Below are 17269 nucleotides of genomic sequence, written 5' to 3'. Positions count from 1 at the left end.
AAAATCTCCCTGCTGTGGCTCCGGGAGATAAATAGATTAAGACTCTTCGTGTAACATCTCTAGAATACGCTGCAGATCCTCATTCGAGTAAAACTCAATTTCGATTTTGCCTTTTTTCTGATTTTGTGAGATGTGTACCGCCGTGCCAAACCTCTCGCGCAAATACCCTTCACGTTCCTTGATATACGCAGTTTGTGGCGCTGGTTTTTTTGCATCACGCTGTCCTTGCTGATTCATTTTTTGAATAAGCTGCTCTAGCTGACGCACATTGATCTGATCCTTTTCCACCTTTGTAATCAAAGGCTTTAGCTTTCGCTTGTTTTTCAAACCAAGCAACGCTCGACCGTGACCCATGCTTAGCTTTTTCTGTTCAATCAGCTCTCTTGCATAAGTTGGTAGCGTCAATAAGCGCAAGTGGTTCGCAATATGGGGCCTACTTTTGCCTAAACGGGCAGCTAGCTGCTCCTGAGTGAGCGACAGCTCCTCCATCAATTTTTGGTAGGCGCTTGCTTCCTCAATGGGCGAAAGGTCTTCCCGTTGCAAGTTCTCAAGCAATGCCAGCTCCATCATCTGCTGATCGGTCATCTCTCTGACGATCGCTGGAATGTCCGAAACGCCTGCCTCTTGGCTTGCTCTAAATCGACGCTCTCCCGCCACAATATCGTAGCCCTTGATGCTTTTACGAACAATGATGGGTTGTAGGACGCCGTGTGTTTTAATCGACTCAGCCAATTCGTGTAGTGCCTGTTTATCAAAATGCTTGCGGGGCTGGTAAGGATTAGGGCGTAAAGCTGTCATAGCTAGCTGTTGCACCGAATCCTCTTCACCAGGCTGTGCCTCTGGAAAAAAAGCACCGATTCCTTTGCCTAAACCTCTAGCCATTGGCCATCACTTCCTTCGCAAAATCTAAGTATACATCGGCTCCTCTTGATTTCGGATCATAAATAATGATGGGTTTCCCATGACTGGGCGCCTCGCCCAGGCGTACATTGCGTGGAATAATCGTTTGGTACACTTTTTCCTGAAAATATTTTTTGACTTCATCAATGACTTGAATACCTAAGTTCGTCCGAGCATCGAGCATTGTCAGCAATACGCCTTCAATCATTAAGGACTTATTCAGATGCTTTTGCACAAGTCGCACTGTATTGAGCAATTGGCTCAGCCCTTCAAGCGCGTAATATTCACATTGAACAGGAATAATGACGGACTCTGAAGCCGTCAAGGCATTAATAGTAAGAAGCCCTAATGAAGGTGGACAATCAATAATAATGTAATCATAACGGCTACTAATTTGATCCAATGCACGCTTCAAACGTACTTCTCGTGAAATCGTTGGAACAAGTTCAATTTCTGCACCAGCCAACTGAATCGTGGCAGGAATGACATCAAGATTTTCTACACTTGAGGACTGTATTACAAGATGCGTTTCAACGTCATCCGCTAATACATCGTAAATGCACTGATCAACATCCGCCTTGTCCACACCTGCGCCGCTCGTCGCATTGCCTTGTGGATCGATATCAACAAGAAGCACCTTTTTGCCAGCATAGGCTAAACAGGCACTCAAGTTAACAGAGGTGGTTGTCTTGCCAACGCCGCCTTTTTGATTGGCGACAGCCATAATTTTTGCCACAGCGTGTGGTCACCTACCTTCACTTGCTACAATCCTCGACAGCATCCGGCCTGTGTGTCTGTTTCGAGGCGTTTTTCAATCTCTTTCTTCTATTCTATCATGTTCTTACCCGAATCTAATATAACTTTCTCATGTCAATTTACGAAAGACGAGCACAAAACAAAAAACCCATCCGTAGAAATGGATGGGCACTAGTTACTTCTTTGGAATCTTGATAATAAACTGATAGTATTCCTCAAATTCTTCTTCGTCTGTATCAATGTCAAGCCCATTTTCAGTGACCATGTCCAATGATTGACGAATGGTGTTCATCGCCAAGCGCATATCACGGCTATAGGCTTTTCTTTTCGGCTTTGGCGCGGCTTTTTTCTCTGTCTGTTCGCGTAATCGTTGAATCCACTCTTCAGTCTGCTTGACGTTTAACTGCTTTTCGATGATCTCTTGGAGCAGCTTGAGCTGATTCTCTTCATTTTTCAAGCCAATCATTGCACGGGCGTGACGTTCTGTAATTTCTTTCGCCAATAGCGCCTCTTGAATGGATGAAGGCAACTTTAAAAGCCTTAACTTATTCGCAATGGTTGACTGCCCTTTTCCAAGGCGCTGAGCCAGTGCTTCCTGTGTTAATTCATGAAGCTCAAGAAGACGTTGATAGGCTCGTGCTTCCTCGATGACCGTCAATTCCTCTCGTTGGAGGTTCTCAATTAATGCCACAGAAGCCGTCTGCTTGTCATCAAACGTTTTCACAATAGCCGGGACCTCTGTCCAGCCGAGCTTTGAGACAGCTCTCCAACGACGTTCACCTGCAATGATTTCAAAGCGGTCATCGGCCATTGGACGAACGACAATCGGCTGAATGATGCCATGGGTATGAATCGTTTGCGCTAGCTCAATAATTTTCTCATCAATAAACACCGTTCGAGGCTGAAATTGATTAGGAACTATACTTTCGACAGGGATCTGCCTGACTTCTTCATTTGCCTGCTCTTCTTCCTGCGCTTCCTCATGGGGCGGCTTGTCCCCAATTCCAAACAAACGAGAAAACGGATGCTTCATTTCCTCACCACCTCGTAAAAACTCCCCCATCTTACTTCCTGTCCCATGTTTCACGTGAAACGCTTACGATAACGGAGATCTGTTGGGAAGGCCAGCTTTTCTGGGATATTTTTTTGGCGTCAGACGCTTTTTCTTGACGGTCACAATGGTTCGAACACTTTTCTCTATTGGCAGTTCAAGCGTGTGGATGTCCTCTAACTCACCACCAAGAAGGTGAATAGCCGCCTGGCCTTCAGTGAGCTCATCGTTCGCTCGAGATCCTTTTAAAGCCATAAACGTGCCTCCTTTTTTCACAAGAGGAAGACAAAACTCGGAAAGCACCGACATGCGAGCGACAGCTCGTGATGTGACGACATCAAACGACTCTCGAATGCCTTCTTTTCGTCCGAAAAACTCAGCTCTATCATGATAGAGCGCCACATTGTTCAACCCAAGCTGTACCGATAGATGGTTTAGAAATCCAATGCGTTTTTGCAATGAATCTACAATCGTTAATTGCAGATGCGGGAAACATATTTTTAATGGGATGCCAGGAAAACCTGCGCCTGAGCCGACATCACAAATGGAAGTCACCTTGGAGAAATCAATGAATTGAGTTGGCGTTAACGAATCATAGAAATGCTTCTCGTACACCTCACCCTCTTCAGTGATGGATGTCAAGTTCATGACCTCATTCCATTCAACAAGAATGGCATAATAGTGTTGGAATTGCTGCAGCTGTTCGGAGGTAAGGCGGATGCCCATCTCTCCGACCAGCCGTTCAAAAGTTTCGCCTGTCATGTGATGACCCTTTCTTTACTACTGATTGGACACCTTTGCGATACGACCTTGCTCGAGATAGACGAGCAAAATCGATACGTCTGCTGGGTTAACGCCTGAAATGCGGGATGCCTGACCAACAGACAACGGTCGTACCTCTTGGAGCTTTTGCTTTGCTTCATTCGCTAGCCCTTTAATGGCCGCATAGTCAATATCCAAAGGAACCTTTTTCAGGTCCATCTTTTTCATTTTTTCAACTTGTTGCATTGATTTCTCAATATAACCTTCATATTTAATTTGAATCTCAACCTGTTCCGCGACATCGGCTAGTACAGGCTCTTCAGCGGGTGCTACTGCTTCGATATGCGCGTAGTGAACTTCCGGACGCTTTAGAAAATCTGACGCCCGAACGCCATCCTTCAAAGGGCTGCCGCCCAATGTTTGAACGAGCTCCTGAAGCTCTTCGGTAGGCTTAAGGATACGTTGATACAATCGTTTTTTCTCGCGTTCGACCGCTTCTCTTTTTTGCGTAAATCCTTCATACCGCTCGTCAGAAATCATGCCGAGCTCATACCCTAACTCCGTTAAACGCAAATCGGCATTGTCATGACGAAGCAGCAAGCGATATTCAGCTCTTGATGTCAGCAAACGGTAAGGCTCATTCGTTCCTTTTGTGACAAGATCGTCAATCAAAACGCCAATGTAGGCCTGTGCACGATCGAGAATAACAGGGTCACGTCCTAAAGCCTTCCGACCCGCGTTAATTCCTGCCATAATGCCTTGTCCAGCGGCTTCCTCATAGCCTGATGTGCCATTGATTTGACCAGCTGTAAACAAACAGGCAATTTTTTTCGTTTCAAGCGTCGGCCACAATTGAGTAGGCACAATCGCATCGTACTCAATGGCATATCCTGGGCGCATCATTTCCACGTTTTCCAACCCGCCAATTGTCTTCAGCATGTCACGTTGGACATGCTCTGGCAAGCTTGTAGAAAGCCCCTGTACATAAACCTCGTTTGTATTACGTCCTTCAGGCTCAAGGAAAATTTGATGCCGTGGCTTGTCGTTAAACCGAACAATTTTGTCTTCAATTGACGGACAATACCTCGGACCTGTCCCTTTAATCATACCAGAATACATTGGCGAAAGATGTAAGTTTTCGTCAATGATTTGATGCGTTCTTTCCGACGTGTAGGTGAGCCAGCATGGAATCTGATTGGTAATGAAGTCTACCGTATCGTAAGAAAATGCTCGTAACTCTTCGTCCCCCGGCTGTTCTTCCGTTTTGGAATAATCAATGGTGTGCCCATTGACTCTTGGTGGCGTCCCTGTTTTAAATCTGACGAGATCAAACCCAAGACGCTCCAGATGCTCAGACAGCTTGATGGACGGTTGCTGATTGTTTGGTCCACTCGAATATTTTAGTGACCCAAGAATAATTTCACCGCGCAAAAACGTTCCAGTCGTAATCACGGTGGACGAAGCGGTGTAGGTGGCACCCGTTTGTGTCAGAACCCCTTTGCATTCCCCGTCCTCAATCAACAGCTCCTCAACCATGCCTTGCCGCAACGTTAAGTTTGGCTCATTTTCGAGTGTTTTTTTCATTTCATGCTGATAGCTAAACTTATCTGCTTGTGCACGCAACGCCCTTACAGCAGGTCCTTTACGTGTGTTGAGCATTCGCATTTGAATATACGTTTTATCAATCGTTTTCGCCATTTCTCCGCCAAGGGCATCAATTTCCCGAACAACAATCCCCTTTGCCGGTCCACCAATCGAAGGATTGCACGGCATAAATGCGACCATATCGAGATTTAAGGTTAGCATCAGTGTTTTGGCGCCCATTCTTGCAGCGGCTAGCCCTGCTTCCACGCCTGCGTGGCCAGCGCCTATCACAATGACATCATAATGTCCGCCTTCATATGACATGTCAACGTCCTCCTTTATTTATCGTCATTTCTCGTTTATTTTCCAAGGCAAAATTGAGAAAACAACTGATCAATAAGCGATTCACCGACTGTATCGCCTGTGATTTCTCCCAGTAGCTCCCATGCCTTTTGCATATCAATTTGCACGATGTCCACGGGCATTCCACTCTCTACGCCTTGAATGACATCCTCAACTGCTTGCCGAGCCTCATGAAGCAGTGCGATATGACGGGAATTCGACACATAAGTCGAATCACCGCTCTCTACCCCACTCTCAAAAAAGAGAGAGGCGATCGCCTGCTCCAATGCTTCCAAACCTTCCTCGTTTAAAAGTGAGGTTGCGACAATCGGGCGTCCTTTAGCCAGTAGCTCGATTCTCTCACGGTCCGCATTTATGGGCAAGTCCGTTTTATTTAAAATCACGATCACATTGAACTCTTTGGTTGCTTCAAACAATCGTTCTTCTTCATCAGTAAGCGGTTCGTTTTGATTAATCACAAGCAAAATGAGCTCTGCTTCCTGCAAAACCTTTCGAGACCGTTCGACACCAATACGTTCAACAATGTCCTCCGTTTCACGAATTCCCGCTGTATCAATGAGCTTGAGTGGAACCCCGCGTACATTGACATATTCCTCGATGACGTCACGTGTGGTGCCTGGAACTTCCGTGACAATGGCACGAGTATCATGGGCAAGGCTATTCAATAGCGAGGACTTGCCCACATTTGGACGACCAATGATTGCGGTGTGCAAACCTTCTCTTAAAATTTTGCCTTGTGAGGCTGTCGTTAACAGGGCATCAATGGACGTACGCACTTGAGACGCATAGGTCACAAGCGTTTGCTGTGTCATTTCCTCGACATCATCATACTCCGGATAGTCGATGTTCACCTCGACCTGCGCCAACGCTTCAAGCACTTGCTGACGCAATGTCTCAATCGCGTTGGCTAGTCGCCCTTCCACTTGATGCATCGCACTTGTCATCGCCTGATCGGTTTTCGCACGTATCAGATCCATGACCGCTTCAGCCTGAGATAAGTCGATTCGACCATTAAGAAAAGCTCGTTTTGTAAACTCACCAGGCTCTGCAAGTCGTGCTCCTTGTCTCAATAATAGCTGCAGGATTCGTTGAATGGAAACAACGCCACCATGGCAATTAACCTCGACAACATCCTCTTTCGTAAACGTTTTTGGTGCCTTCATTACGGACACCATGACTTCTTCCAGTCGCTGTTCTGTTTTGGCGTCAATGATTTTGCCGTAATGAATTGTATGACTAGCAACCGACGCTAGAGGGGTTGCACCTCGATACACAGTATCTGCAATCGAAATTGCTTTCGGTCCACTAAGTCTGACAATGCCAATGGCCCCTTCGCCCATTGGTGTGGATATGGCTGCAATTGTCTCATTCTCCACGTCTCCCACCTCCTTATACCGTTCAGAGTTATCCACTGTGGATAACGCACAATTTACAAGTATACCGTTAGTTTAACTTATCCACAAGCCCCATCGCAAGTGAAGGGCACGCAAAACGCTAGCTGCCCGTTGGCGGAAAACCACACAAAAAAACCGCCCATACGGTGGACGGTTTTGCATTTTATACGTTACTTGTTTGGCACGGATGCATTCGTTCTCGGTGTAATTCGAACATGACGGTGAGGTTCATTGCCACGCGACTCTGTATTAACACCCTTATAGCGCTGCAGGATATGATGGATGATTTTTCGTTCGAAGGACGGCATCGGTTCAAGCTGCACAGGCGTACCACTCGTTTTCGCTTTATACGCCATGCGAATGGCAAGTTGCTCCAATGTTTCCTTCCGCCTGCCTCGATAGCCTTCTGCATCAACCATGACGACGTAATATTTCTTTGTCACTTGATTAATGACAAGCTGTGCAAGCTGCTGGAGCGCATTTAGCGTTTGACCGCGCTTCCCAATCACCATCGCCAACTGCTCACCGTGGATATCAAACCATACATCACGATCTTTCTTGGATTCAACCCCTACCGTAGCTTCAATTCCCATCTCATCGATGATCGTTTGCAAGTATTCTTGCGTTGCCATAATAGGATCCACATGCTCGTCCTTATCGACTTCAAACTCGTTCGCTGGCTCTGCCTCTTGGATGAGATCCTCGGATGGCTGCTCGTCCTTAAGTGAAACGGCAACAATGGCCTGGCGTGAGAAAAAGCCTAGAAAACCTTTACGTTCTTCCTGAATGACGTCGATGTGCACTTGGTCTCGGGTGGCTTCAAGCTGTTTTAATGCAGATGCGACTGCAACATCAACGGTTTGATCTTTCACCGTGACCTTTTTGCTCACTTTTTCGCGCCTCCTGCCTTCGCAGGCTCTTCATCTTTATTCTTTTTGCTTGGTCCTTTAACGAAATACGTTTGGATGATCATGAAGATGTTCCCTGTTACCCAGTACAAAGCAAGTGCGGCCGGGAAATAAATAGCGAACACAACGATCATAATCGGCATAATCCACATGAGCATAACCATTTGCGGGTTTTGCTGTGCGGCGCCTGCCATCATTAGCTTCTGCTGAAGGAATGTGGTCACACCTGCGATAATCGGCAATATAAAATATGGATCAGAAGCGCCGAGATCAAACCAAAGGAAATTATGATTTTCAATCTCGCCTGTCCGCATAATCGCGTGATAAAACGCGAGCAAAATTGGCATCTGAATGACGACTGGTAAACACCCAGCTAACGGATTTACTTTCCGTTCTTGGAACAACTTCATCGTTTCCTGTTGAAGCTGCTGCTGTGTTTTTTGATCCTTTGATTTGTATTTCTCTCTCAATTCCTTCAGCTCAGGCTGAATCTCCTGCATTGCTTTGGAGCTTCTCGTTTGCTTAATAAACAATGGCAACAAAACAAGTCGAATCAGTAGTGTGACGAGGATAATCGCTAATCCATAGTTCTCACTAAAGAATACTGCTATTTCCGTGATAAGCCAGGATAGTGGATAAACGAAATACTCATTCCAAATTCCCTGACTATCAGCGTTTATGGGCTGGTTAATTTCGGTACAACCCGAAAGTACGAGCATGACGCCGATCAGAAGCGCTGATACGCCCCAGCGGTTGTGTTTCTTCAAAAATGCATCCTCCTAACCATTCATAGGTTGTCAAATCAGGCTTATGAGAAACGCTCGCTTTCTTCGTTGCTTTGCCTTGTCCGGTGCTCATTGCCCTTGTGGCAACTCCGCGCCTCCCAAGGCTGTGCGCCTCGAAAGACAAGCGTTTTCATTGCGCCTACGGCTTATGAGAAACGCTCGCTTTTTTCGTTGCTTTGCCTTGTCCGGTGCTCGTTAATTGATAATAGTAGACAAGTTCTTTTAAGAACCGATGATAACAATATTCTGAAGTTGTTTTTGTGGCTTTGTCTATTTTAGGCTCTTTATTCATATGATTGTAGGGATAGTTTAGCTTTTCTCCCGTGAAAATCCTGCTTTTTTTAGAACATGACGTAAACTCTTGTCAATTTCGGCACAATCCATGCTACAAACAGGCTTCCGTGCAATCACGATAAGGTCCTTTTCGCCGAGATCCTTATCGAGATGACGAATGGCTTCTTTTAAGCAGCGTTTAATGTAGTTCCGTTTGACAGCGGTTCCGATTTTTTTAGAAACGGAAAAGCCTACACGAAAATCGGCTTGTCCGGGTTTATCCTTCACATAGACGACGAGCTGGCGATTGGCGGTGGATCGACCATCCTTAAACACGCTCTGAAAATCTTTGTTTTTCTTTAATCGGTGTTTATTCTCCAACTTACATTCACCAACCCGTCCAATACTTGCTTCTGTGTTTTCCTATAGAAAACGTTGAAAAAAAGACCACTGACACCTTCAGTGGTCTAGGCAGACAAGACTTTTCTTCCTTTACGGCGACGTCTTGCCAAAATTTTACGACCATTGCTAGAGCTCATACGGCTACGAAAACCGTGTACTTTACTCCGCTTACGACGGTTTGGTTGATACGTGCGTTTCACTTGCTACACCTCCTGCTAAATACATAACTGTTCACAGACAGTCTTACCAATTATAAAGAATCACTGGACAGCAGTCAACAGAAGGTTTATTTAGGAGCACATGAAGACTTCATTTATAAAAGAAGGTTTAAAATGAGGACAGATCTAGCTTATGTAAGCAGCACTACACCCATTGGCAACAATTGTTCAAACGACTCGATGGTTTCACTTCATTTGTTTTTAGCATTCTCTCCCTTTGCAAAGACTCTTTATATTAACTTTCGCACCTTTTATTTGGCTGGAAAGCTTAAATATCACTGGGTAAAGCTACAATCCAATGTTGTCGTTGCTTTTGATACTAGCTGCCATACGCTCGCTTTTATCCTAAAGGGTATAAGGGCAACATCGATTCGAAAATACCTCATCCTATTTTCTTTACCGCTGGAGTATCACTAGTGGCAGCTTTTAATGATGGTCACATTTTATGTTGTGGCATGTATAAAAACGCAGAAACATACATCAGCGTAGTCAAAATACGTAGACTCCAGCGGGAACAGCGAGCTGAAGATCCCGGAGGAAAGCTTGCTTTCCGAGGAAGCTGAAGCCGTGCCCGCGGAAAGCGAAGTATTTTGACGAAGCGGCCCCTGTACCCTAAAGGGCACACGTGCAACATCGATTCGATAAGACCTCGTCGTGTTTTCTTTGTCGCTAGTGTTATTTAGAGTGTAGAAATCCGCTCATTGCAAATTGCTTTTATTTCTCAAAGGACAGCTTCGCTCACTTCAAAGTAGACAACCCTCGTCCACCCAGTTGACTGCCCATCCCAACAAGAATGAATGAAAAAAACAACTTTCTTTCACCTGCAAATGAACAGGAGTTATTCACAGCCCATTTCAATTCGGCTGTGGAAGCTTTTTTCGCCTCGAGATTTTCCATCCACAACATACCCACACACCATCCACAACATATAGACCTGTGGATAAAAGAAGTCCACAACCTGTAGTGCCTGTGGATAAGATTCGACAATCCATTGCAAACATCGCTTCTTTTTGTTATCATATTTGTGTTTTAACTCTATTTTTAAATGGCGTTGCGATTTTATCTTCCACACCCTGTGGATAGATCGTCGTTACTTATCCCGAACCTGTGTTTTCGGTTATCCACATCCTGCAATTCTTTGGGGATGTTTGTTTTTCTAGTATACTATATTGAAATCGTCGTTTTTTGACGAATGTATTTTTATGCAACTTCATAGAGACGGATTGCGTATGTTGTACAATTTTTGTACAACATACATTGCTTTATACATATAGACGATGAAGGAGGGGTATGGGTGCAAAACATTACAGAGCTTTGGGATAAAACCCTCGAAGAAATAAAAAAGAAAGTAAGCAAGCCAAGTTATGAAACGTGGCTCAAGCAAACGAAAGCGTATGAATTGGAACAATCTACGCTCATCGTAACCGTGCCGAATGACTTTGCGCGAGATTGGCTTGAAGACAAATACACAAGCCTTGTGTCACAAACCGTAGAAGACATTACTGGAGATGCGTTAGATGTGCGCTTTATTATTCCGAAGGTGCAGGTGGACGAGGCACATGAACAAAAAACCGCTCCAGCCGTTAAAGCATCGGTCAATGCAGACGAAACACCACAAAGTATGTTGAATACAAAGTACACATTTGATACGTTTGTCATCGGCTCAGGTAACCGTTTTGCCCATGCCGCATCCTTAGCCGTCGCTGAAGCACCTGCCAATGCATACAATCCTCTTTTTGTTTATGGAGGGGTAGGTCTTGGCAAAACACATTTAATGCATGCGATTGGTCATTATGTTCAAGATCATAATCCCCAGGCAAAGGTCGTATACCTTTCAACCGAAAAATTCACAAATGAGTTTATCAATGCCATTCGTGACAACCGTGGTGTTGATTTCCGCAATAAATACCGCAGTGTTGACGTGCTCCTCATTGATGATATTCAGTTTTTGGCAGGCAAAGAACAGACTCAGGAAGAATTCTTTCACACCTTTAATGCGCTTCATGAAGAAAGCAAGCAAATTGTCATTTCGAGCGATCGGCCGCCAAAGGAGATCCCAACATTAGAGGATCGCCTGCGTTCCCGATTTGAATGGGGCTTGATTACCGACATTACACCACCCGATTTGGAAACGAGAATTGCCATTCTCCGTAAAAAAGCCAAAGCAGAAGGCCTTGACATTCCAAATGAAGTCATGCTGTATATTGCCAATCAGATCGATACCAATATTCGAGAGCTGGAAGGCGCCTTAATTCGAGTCGTTGCTTACTCCTCACTGATTAACTCAGACATTAATGCCAATTTAGCTGCCGAAGCGTTAAAAAGCATTATTCCTAATCAAAAGGCAAAGGTGGTCACCATTCACGATATACAAAGCACCATTGGTCGTGAGTACAACATTAAACTCGAGGATTTTAAAGCAAAGAAGCGTACAAAGTCCATCGCTTTCCCTCGACAAATCGCTATGTTTTTGTCTCGTGAACTAACCGATTTTTCATTGCCTAAGATTGGCGAGGAATTTGGCGGAAGAGATCATACAACCGTTATTCATGCCCATGAAAAAATCTCCACGCTGCTGCAAACTGACAAAGAATTGCAAGCAAAGCTCGACAGCATTCGTGAGCAACTGAAACTTTCATAGTCTATTAACCTGTGGGTAAATGTGGACAAGCTGCACGCAGTTATACACACGCTATCCACATGTGAACAACTAGAACGCCAACAAGTTTTTGGTCTTATCCACAATTCCACAAGCCCTACTACGAGTACTACTACTTTTTTTATTCTTATAATCAATATATAGTCGCGCAGAAAATGATTCTTTTAAAACTCATTACAGCAAAATGAAAAGGCGATTTTAAAAGAGTAAAAGGCATTCAGAAGAGCAGAGCATTCGTTCTGGCAACCAAACTTTAGCGCTTTATAACAGGGGGAACAATCATGCATTTTTCCATTCAAAGAGATAAGCTGATCGAAGCTGTACAAGATGTACTTAAAGCCGTCTCTCCAAGAACAACAATTCCTGTATTAACCGGGATTAAAGTGACCGTGACGGACGAAGGCGCCTCGTTTATTGGCAGCGATTCGGATGTAACCATTGAAGCCTCGGTGCCTCTGACTGAAGAGGATCAGCAATTCGTTGAGGTAATTGAAGAGGGAAGTATCGTGTTGCAGGCGCGCTTTTTTGGAGAGATTGTTAAAAAACTGCCAAATTCAACAGTAACGATTCAAGTGCTCGATCATTTAAACACACAAATTACATCTGGCAATGCCAAATTCAATCTGAATGGTATGGACCCTGAAGAATATCCTCAACTGCCGTCGATTGAAGAAGAAAATGTGTATCAAATGCCTATCGATTTATTAAAAACGATGATCAAACAAACTGCATTCTCCATTTCAACGTCAGAGACCCGTCCGATCTTGACAGGTGTAAACTGGACGATCGAAGCGGGTGAACTCATCTGTACTGCAACAGATAGCCATCGGCTTGCATTGCGCGAGGTGAACATTGAAGGTGGCGACGGAGAGAAGCGGAGTATCGTTATACCAGGAAAGAGTTTAAGTGAATTGAGTAAAATTTTGGATGATACAAATAGTAGCGTTGATGTTGTATTAACTGAGCGACAGGTGTTGTTCAGAACGCCAAGATTGTTGTTCTTTTCGAGACTGCTAGAAGGAGCATATCCCGATACGTCCAAGCTGATTGCTGATTCAAGCAAAACAAGCTTTGAAGTCAAAACAAAAGAGTTCTTACAGGCGATTGATAGAGCATCATTGCTTGCGAAAGAGGACCGTAATAACGTCGTCAAACTATCGGTCAATGAGGGAGAGGCTGATGTCGAGATTTCATCCAATTCCCCTGAAATTGGTAAGGTCTACGAAAATGTGGCTGTAAAAGGAATTGAAGGGGAGTCTTTAAAAATCTCCTTTTCTGCGAAATTTATGATGGATGCACTCCGAGCCATTGAAAGTCCTGACATTCGAATTAGCTTTACTGGGGCGATGAGACCATTCATAATCAAAGGCATCGATGACGCACGGATTTTGTATTTGATTGTTCCTGTGCGAACACACTAAGTGCAAAACAAAACACCAACACCGTTCAGGCAAGGAGCCCTGTCCGGTGTTCTTTTCTATTGGACGTTTTTTTAGTACAATAGGGAGACGATGTCTTACTCTGACAGAAAGTGAGCGGAACGAATGAAAAATGAGGAAATTGTGATTGACACGCCTTATATCACGTTGCAACAAGCACTTCAGTTGACTGGTGAAATTAGCACCGGTGGCATGGCAAAGATGTATTTGAGCGAATATACGGTATTGGTCAATGGAGAAGTGGATGAGCGCCGTGGACGAAAATTATATCCAGGGGATCAGTTGACCTTGCCAGAAGGCGGCACCTACTTGATCAGCTCTCGTTGAGGGAGGGCGACATGTGCACATTCAACATTTAAAGCTGACGAACTATCGCAATATAGCCCGTGCAGACATTGAATTTAGTCCTGAGGTAAACGTTTTGCTTGGACAAAATGCACAGGGCAAAACGAATGTGATGGAAGCCGCTTATGTTCTTGGGATGGCAAAATCACACCGGACACCAAGAGATAAAGAATTAATTAAATGGGACGAGACTTATGCTAAAATAGAAGGGGATATTGTAAAAAAGAATTCTTCCCTTTCGATGCGGCTTGTTATTTCAGAGCAGGGGAAGAAGGCTCGCCTGAACCAGCTTGAACAAAAAAAGCTGAGCATGTATCTTGGCGCATTGAATGTCGTCATGTTTGCACCAGAGGATTTGCATCTTGTGAAAGGGAGTCCTCAAGTTCGCCGACGATTTTTAGATATGGAAATTGGTCAGGTCAGCCCTATGTATATGCATCACCTGTCTACTTACGTCAAGGTGCTAAAGCAACGAAATCAGCTATTAAAAAACATGCAGCGGAAAAAGCAGGATCCTGTGATGCTTGATGTGTTGACGGAGCAGCTTGCAGATACAGCCGCGACACTGACATCCAAACGTTTTTCCTTCTTAGCGCTGCTTCAGCAATGGGCGGCGCCAATCCATGCCGGCATTACGGAGCAGCATGAAGCATTGCGAGTGGCATATAAACCATCACTTGACGTATCAGCAAACGAAGATTTGTCGACACTGGTAAAAAAATACTTAGAAAAATTTCAAGCCATTAGAGAGAAGGAAATCGAGCGGGGCTCAACATTGATTGGACCGCACCGAGACGATTTGCTTTTTTATGTGAATGAAAAAGAAGTGCAAACCTATGGATCGCAAGGGCAGCAGCGAACGACCGCTTTATCACTCAAACTTGCTGAGTTGGAGCTCATTCGGCACGAGGTCGGGGAATACCCAGTTTTGCTGTTGGATGATGTGCTGTCCGAATTAGACAATTCTCGACAAACACATTTGCTGAACACGATCCAGGGAAAAGTACAAACCTTTGTGACCACGACGAACGTGGATGGCATAGAGCACGATACGATTCAGAAGGCAGCGATGTTTTCTGTTCGCCATGGCGACATTACGAAAACGAGGTGATCAGAGAGGGTGTTTATCCATATTGGAGAAGATGTGGTCGTCCGATCTGAAGATGTGGTCGCTATCCTTGATCGCGTCCTGCTTGATTCATCACTAATTACACAGGAATTTATCAACGAAACACAAAAGGATCGTCTTGTGTTTGACCTTGCAGAAGGGATGACGAAATCCATTGTGGTGATGAAAGAGGCTGTTTATTTCTCACCGTTATCCTCGGTGACATTAAAAAAACGTGCCGATATGATTCAAGACCTTGACTCTCAGCTAATCGCTGACGATCAAGGCGAGTAAGCGATTAGCTTTAGACGCTGTTTTCGCAGCGAAATGCAAAAGAAAATGTGGTGATTGAATTGACGAGTGAACAGAATCCAGTTGAACAGGCCTATGATGAAAGTCAAATTCAGGTCCTGGAAGGGCTTGAAGCCGTTCGGAAAAGGCCAGGCATGTACATCGGCGCAACCAATGAGCGCGGTCTCCATCACTTGGTGTGGGAAATTGTCGATAACAGTATCGATGAAGCCCTCGCTGGCTATTGTGACAAAATTGATGTTGTGATTGAAAAAGACAACAGCATCACTGTGACAGACAATGGCCGTGGTATTCCTGTTGGAATTCAGGAAAAGATGGGGCGACCGGCTGTGGAGGTTATCATGACAGTCTTACACGCTGGCGGTAAATTTGGTGGCGGTGGCTATAAGGTCTCCGGCGGTTTGCACGGCGTAGGGGCTTCTGTTGTTAACGCACTAAGTACAGCACTTGAAGTATACGTTCATCGTGACGGTCATGTGTATTTCCAATCGTATCAGCAAGGTGTGCCAGATGAAGATTTAAAAATGATTGGTGATTCAGATACGACAGGTACACGTATCCATTTCAAGCCAGATCCCACAATTTTCACAGAAGTACTAGAATACAACTTTGATACCTTGAAAAATCGGACACGGGAGCTCGCCTTCCTAAACCGCGGTCTCACGCTTGCGATTACCGATAAGCGTGGTGAAGAGGATCTCATAAAGGAGTACCACTATGAGGGAGGAATCGCCTCCTATGTGGAGCATTTAAACCGTTCAAAAACCGTCATTCACGAAGAACCTGTTTTCGTTGAAGGTGAAGAGAACGGCATTTCTGTTGAAGTTGCTCTTCAATACAATGATGATTACACGAGCAATCTCTATTCATTTGCCAACAACATCCATACATTCGAAGGCGGCACGCACGAATTCGGCTTTAAAACGGCACTCACACGTGTGATCAATGATTATGCGCGTAAGAAGAACATGTTCAAGGAGAAGGATCCGAACCTCACAGGCGATGATGTTCGTGAAGGACTGACCGCGATTATTTCCGTGAAACACCCGGATCCGCAGTTTGAAGGCCAAACGAAAACCAAGCTTGGCAACAGTGAGGTACGGACGATTACCGATCATGTCTTTTCAGCCACATTCGAAGCGTTTTTGTATGAGAACCCTTCTGTAGGAAAATTAATCGTTGAAAAAGGTTTGCTTGCGTCAAGAGCAAGGATTGCCGCCAAAAATGCGCGTGACCTCGCTCATCGCAAAAACGCGCTTGAGATCTCAAACTTACCAGGGAAACTAGCCGACTGTGCATCCAAGGATCCTTCGATTTCTGAACTGTATGTCGTAGAGGGAGACTCTGCCGGTGGCTCTGCGAAGCAAGGGCGTGATCGACACTTCCAAGCGATTCTTCCATTGCGAGGAAAAATTTTAAATGTGGAGAAGGCGCGCCTTGATAAAATCCTCTCCAACAATGAAGTCCGAACGATTATCACAGCGATTGGAACAGGCATAGGGGAAGATTTCACGATTGAAAAGGCACGTTATCACAAGATCGTAATTATGACGGATGCCGATGTTGACGGTGCTCATATTCGAACTTTACTGCTGACGTTTTTCTATCGCTACATGCGCCCGATTTTAGAGCATGGCTACATTTACATTGCTCAGCCGCCCCTTTATAAAATTACGCAAGGGAAGCACGTCTCCTATGCGTATAATGACAGAGAGATGGAAGCGCAGGTTGCACAATTAAATGCGACGCCTAAGCCTGGTCTACAACGTTACAAAGGGCTTGGCGAGATGAATCCTACTCAGCTTTGGGAAACGACAATGGATCCGTCCACTCGAACGTTGCTACAGGTGAATTTACAGGACGCAATTGAAGCGGACGAGATTTTCGATATTTTGATGGGAGATAAGGTCGAACCAAGGCGAAACTTTATCCAGGAGAACGCTCAATACGTAAAAAATCTTGACGTTTAGACTAGTCGCTTGCACTCACCGCTAGAGTCTGGCGTTCCAA

16 protein-coding genes are annotated in these 17269 nt (G+C 44.9%); 6 read left to right on the top strand and 10 right to left on the bottom strand.

Going from position 1 to position 17269, the window contains the following annotated elements; translation table 11 throughout:
- Nucleotides 1-36: 36 nt before the first annotated feature.
- From EV213_RS12735 to rpmH, 10 genes are all read right to left on the bottom strand, one after another.
- Nucleotides 37-882 (bottom strand): ParB/RepB/Spo0J family partition protein, encoded by an 846-nt coding sequence (locus tag EV213_RS12735; RefSeq protein WP_133580924.1) that lies wholly within the window; start codon nucleotides 880-882, stop codon nucleotides 37-39.
- Complete coding sequence (locus tag EV213_RS12730) at nucleotides 875-1636, bottom strand: ParA family protein (RefSeq protein WP_133580923.1); 762 nt, start codon at nucleotides 1634-1636, stop codon at nucleotides 875-877. Before EV213_RS12730 ends, EV213_RS12735 begins: the two co-directional genes overlap by 8 nt.
- Nucleotides 1637-1831: 195 nt before the next feature.
- Complete coding sequence (noc, locus tag EV213_RS12725) at nucleotides 1832-2689, bottom strand: nucleoid occlusion protein (RefSeq protein WP_133580922.1); 858 nt, start codon at nucleotides 2687-2689, stop codon at nucleotides 1832-1834.
- Between the two features lie 63 nt (nucleotides 2690-2752).
- Nucleotides 2753-3469, bottom strand: coding sequence for a 16S rRNA (guanine(527)-N(7))-methyltransferase RsmG (gene rsmG / locus EV213_RS12720; RefSeq protein ID WP_133580921.1), 717 nt, complete (start codon nucleotides 3467-3469; stop codon nucleotides 2753-2755).
- Between the two features lie 18 nt (nucleotides 3470-3487).
- Nucleotides 3488-5377: a tRNA uridine-5-carboxymethylaminomethyl(34) synthesis enzyme MnmG gene (mnmG, locus tag EV213_RS12715; protein WP_133580920.1), complete on the bottom strand. Its 1890-nt coding sequence runs from the start codon at nucleotides 5375-5377 to the stop codon at nucleotides 3488-3490.
- Nucleotides 5378-5412: 35 nt separating this feature from the next.
- A complete protein-coding gene (gene mnmE / locus EV213_RS12710) occupies nucleotides 5413-6792 on the bottom strand; it encodes a tRNA uridine-5-carboxymethylaminomethyl(34) synthesis GTPase MnmE (protein WP_133580919.1) in 1380 nt (459 codons plus the stop codon).
- A 188-nt stretch (nucleotides 6793-6980) separates the two neighbouring features.
- Nucleotides 6981-7700: an RNA-binding cell elongation regulator Jag/EloR gene (gene jag / locus EV213_RS12705; RefSeq protein ID WP_133580918.1), complete on the bottom strand. Its 720-nt coding sequence runs from the start codon at nucleotides 7698-7700 to the stop codon at nucleotides 6981-6983.
- Nucleotides 7697-8437 (bottom strand): YidC family membrane integrase SpoIIIJ, encoded by a 741-nt coding sequence (spoIIIJ, locus tag EV213_RS12700; protein ID WP_133580972.1) that lies wholly within the window; start codon nucleotides 8435-8437, stop codon nucleotides 7697-7699. The genes jag and spoIIIJ overlap by 4 nt, the downstream gene beginning before the upstream one ends.
- A 375-nt stretch (nucleotides 8438-8812) precedes the next feature.
- Nucleotides 8813-9157: a ribonuclease P protein component gene (gene rnpA / locus EV213_RS12695; protein ID WP_133580917.1), complete on the bottom strand. Its 345-nt coding sequence runs from the start codon at nucleotides 9155-9157 to the stop codon at nucleotides 8813-8815.
- 86 nt (nucleotides 9158-9243) lie between these two features.
- The gene (gene rpmH, locus EV213_RS12690; protein ID WP_133580916.1) at nucleotides 9244-9378 is read right to left on the bottom strand and encodes a 50S ribosomal protein L34; all 135 of its coding nucleotides are present in this window, start codon (nucleotides 9376-9378) and stop codon (nucleotides 9244-9246) included.
- A 1312-nt stretch (nucleotides 9379-10690) separates the two neighbouring features.
- On the opposite strand from rpmH, the gene dnaA reads away from it, so the two are divergent.
- The 6 genes from dnaA (at nucleotide 10691) to gyrB (ending at nucleotide 17229) form a co-directional block, all read left to right on the top strand.
- Nucleotides 10691-12037 carry a chromosomal replication initiator protein DnaA gene (gene dnaA / locus EV213_RS12685; RefSeq protein WP_133580915.1) on the top strand — a complete coding sequence of 449 codons (1347 nt, stop codon included), beginning with the start codon at nucleotides 10691-10693 and terminating at the stop codon, nucleotides 12035-12037.
- Between the two features lie 299 nt (nucleotides 12038-12336).
- Complete coding sequence (gene dnaN, locus EV213_RS12680) at nucleotides 12337-13476, top strand: DNA polymerase III subunit beta (protein WP_133580914.1); 1140 nt, start codon at nucleotides 12337-12339, stop codon at nucleotides 13474-13476.
- A 123-nt stretch (nucleotides 13477-13599) separates the two neighbouring features.
- Nucleotides 13600-13821 carry an RNA-binding S4 domain-containing protein gene (locus EV213_RS12675; RefSeq protein WP_133580913.1) on the top strand — a complete coding sequence of 74 codons (222 nt, stop codon included), beginning with the start codon at nucleotides 13600-13602 and terminating at the stop codon, nucleotides 13819-13821.
- Nucleotides 13822-13834: 13 nt separating this feature from the next.
- Nucleotides 13835-14950 (top strand): DNA replication/repair protein RecF, encoded by a 1116-nt coding sequence (gene recF / locus EV213_RS12670; protein WP_133580912.1) that lies wholly within the window; start codon nucleotides 13835-13837, stop codon nucleotides 14948-14950.
- Between the two features lie 9 nt (nucleotides 14951-14959).
- Nucleotides 14960-15241 (top strand): extracellular matrix regulator RemB, encoded by a 282-nt coding sequence (remB, locus tag EV213_RS12665; protein WP_133580911.1) that lies wholly within the window; start codon nucleotides 14960-14962, stop codon nucleotides 15239-15241.
- 59 nt (nucleotides 15242-15300) lie between these two features.
- A complete protein-coding gene (gyrB, locus tag EV213_RS12660; RefSeq protein ID WP_133580910.1) occupies nucleotides 15301-17229 on the top strand; it encodes a DNA topoisomerase (ATP-hydrolyzing) subunit B in 1929 nt (642 codons plus the stop codon).
- Nucleotides 17230-17269: the final 40 nt, after the last annotated feature.

It is taken from the genome of Aureibacillus halotolerans, from assembly GCF_004363045.1.
Lineage (GTDB): Bacteria > Bacillota > Bacilli > Bacillales > DSM-28697 > Aureibacillus > Aureibacillus halotolerans.
The sequence above is the reverse complement of the archived record's forward strand: the minus strand, read 5'-3'. Positions and strand labels throughout refer to the sequence as shown.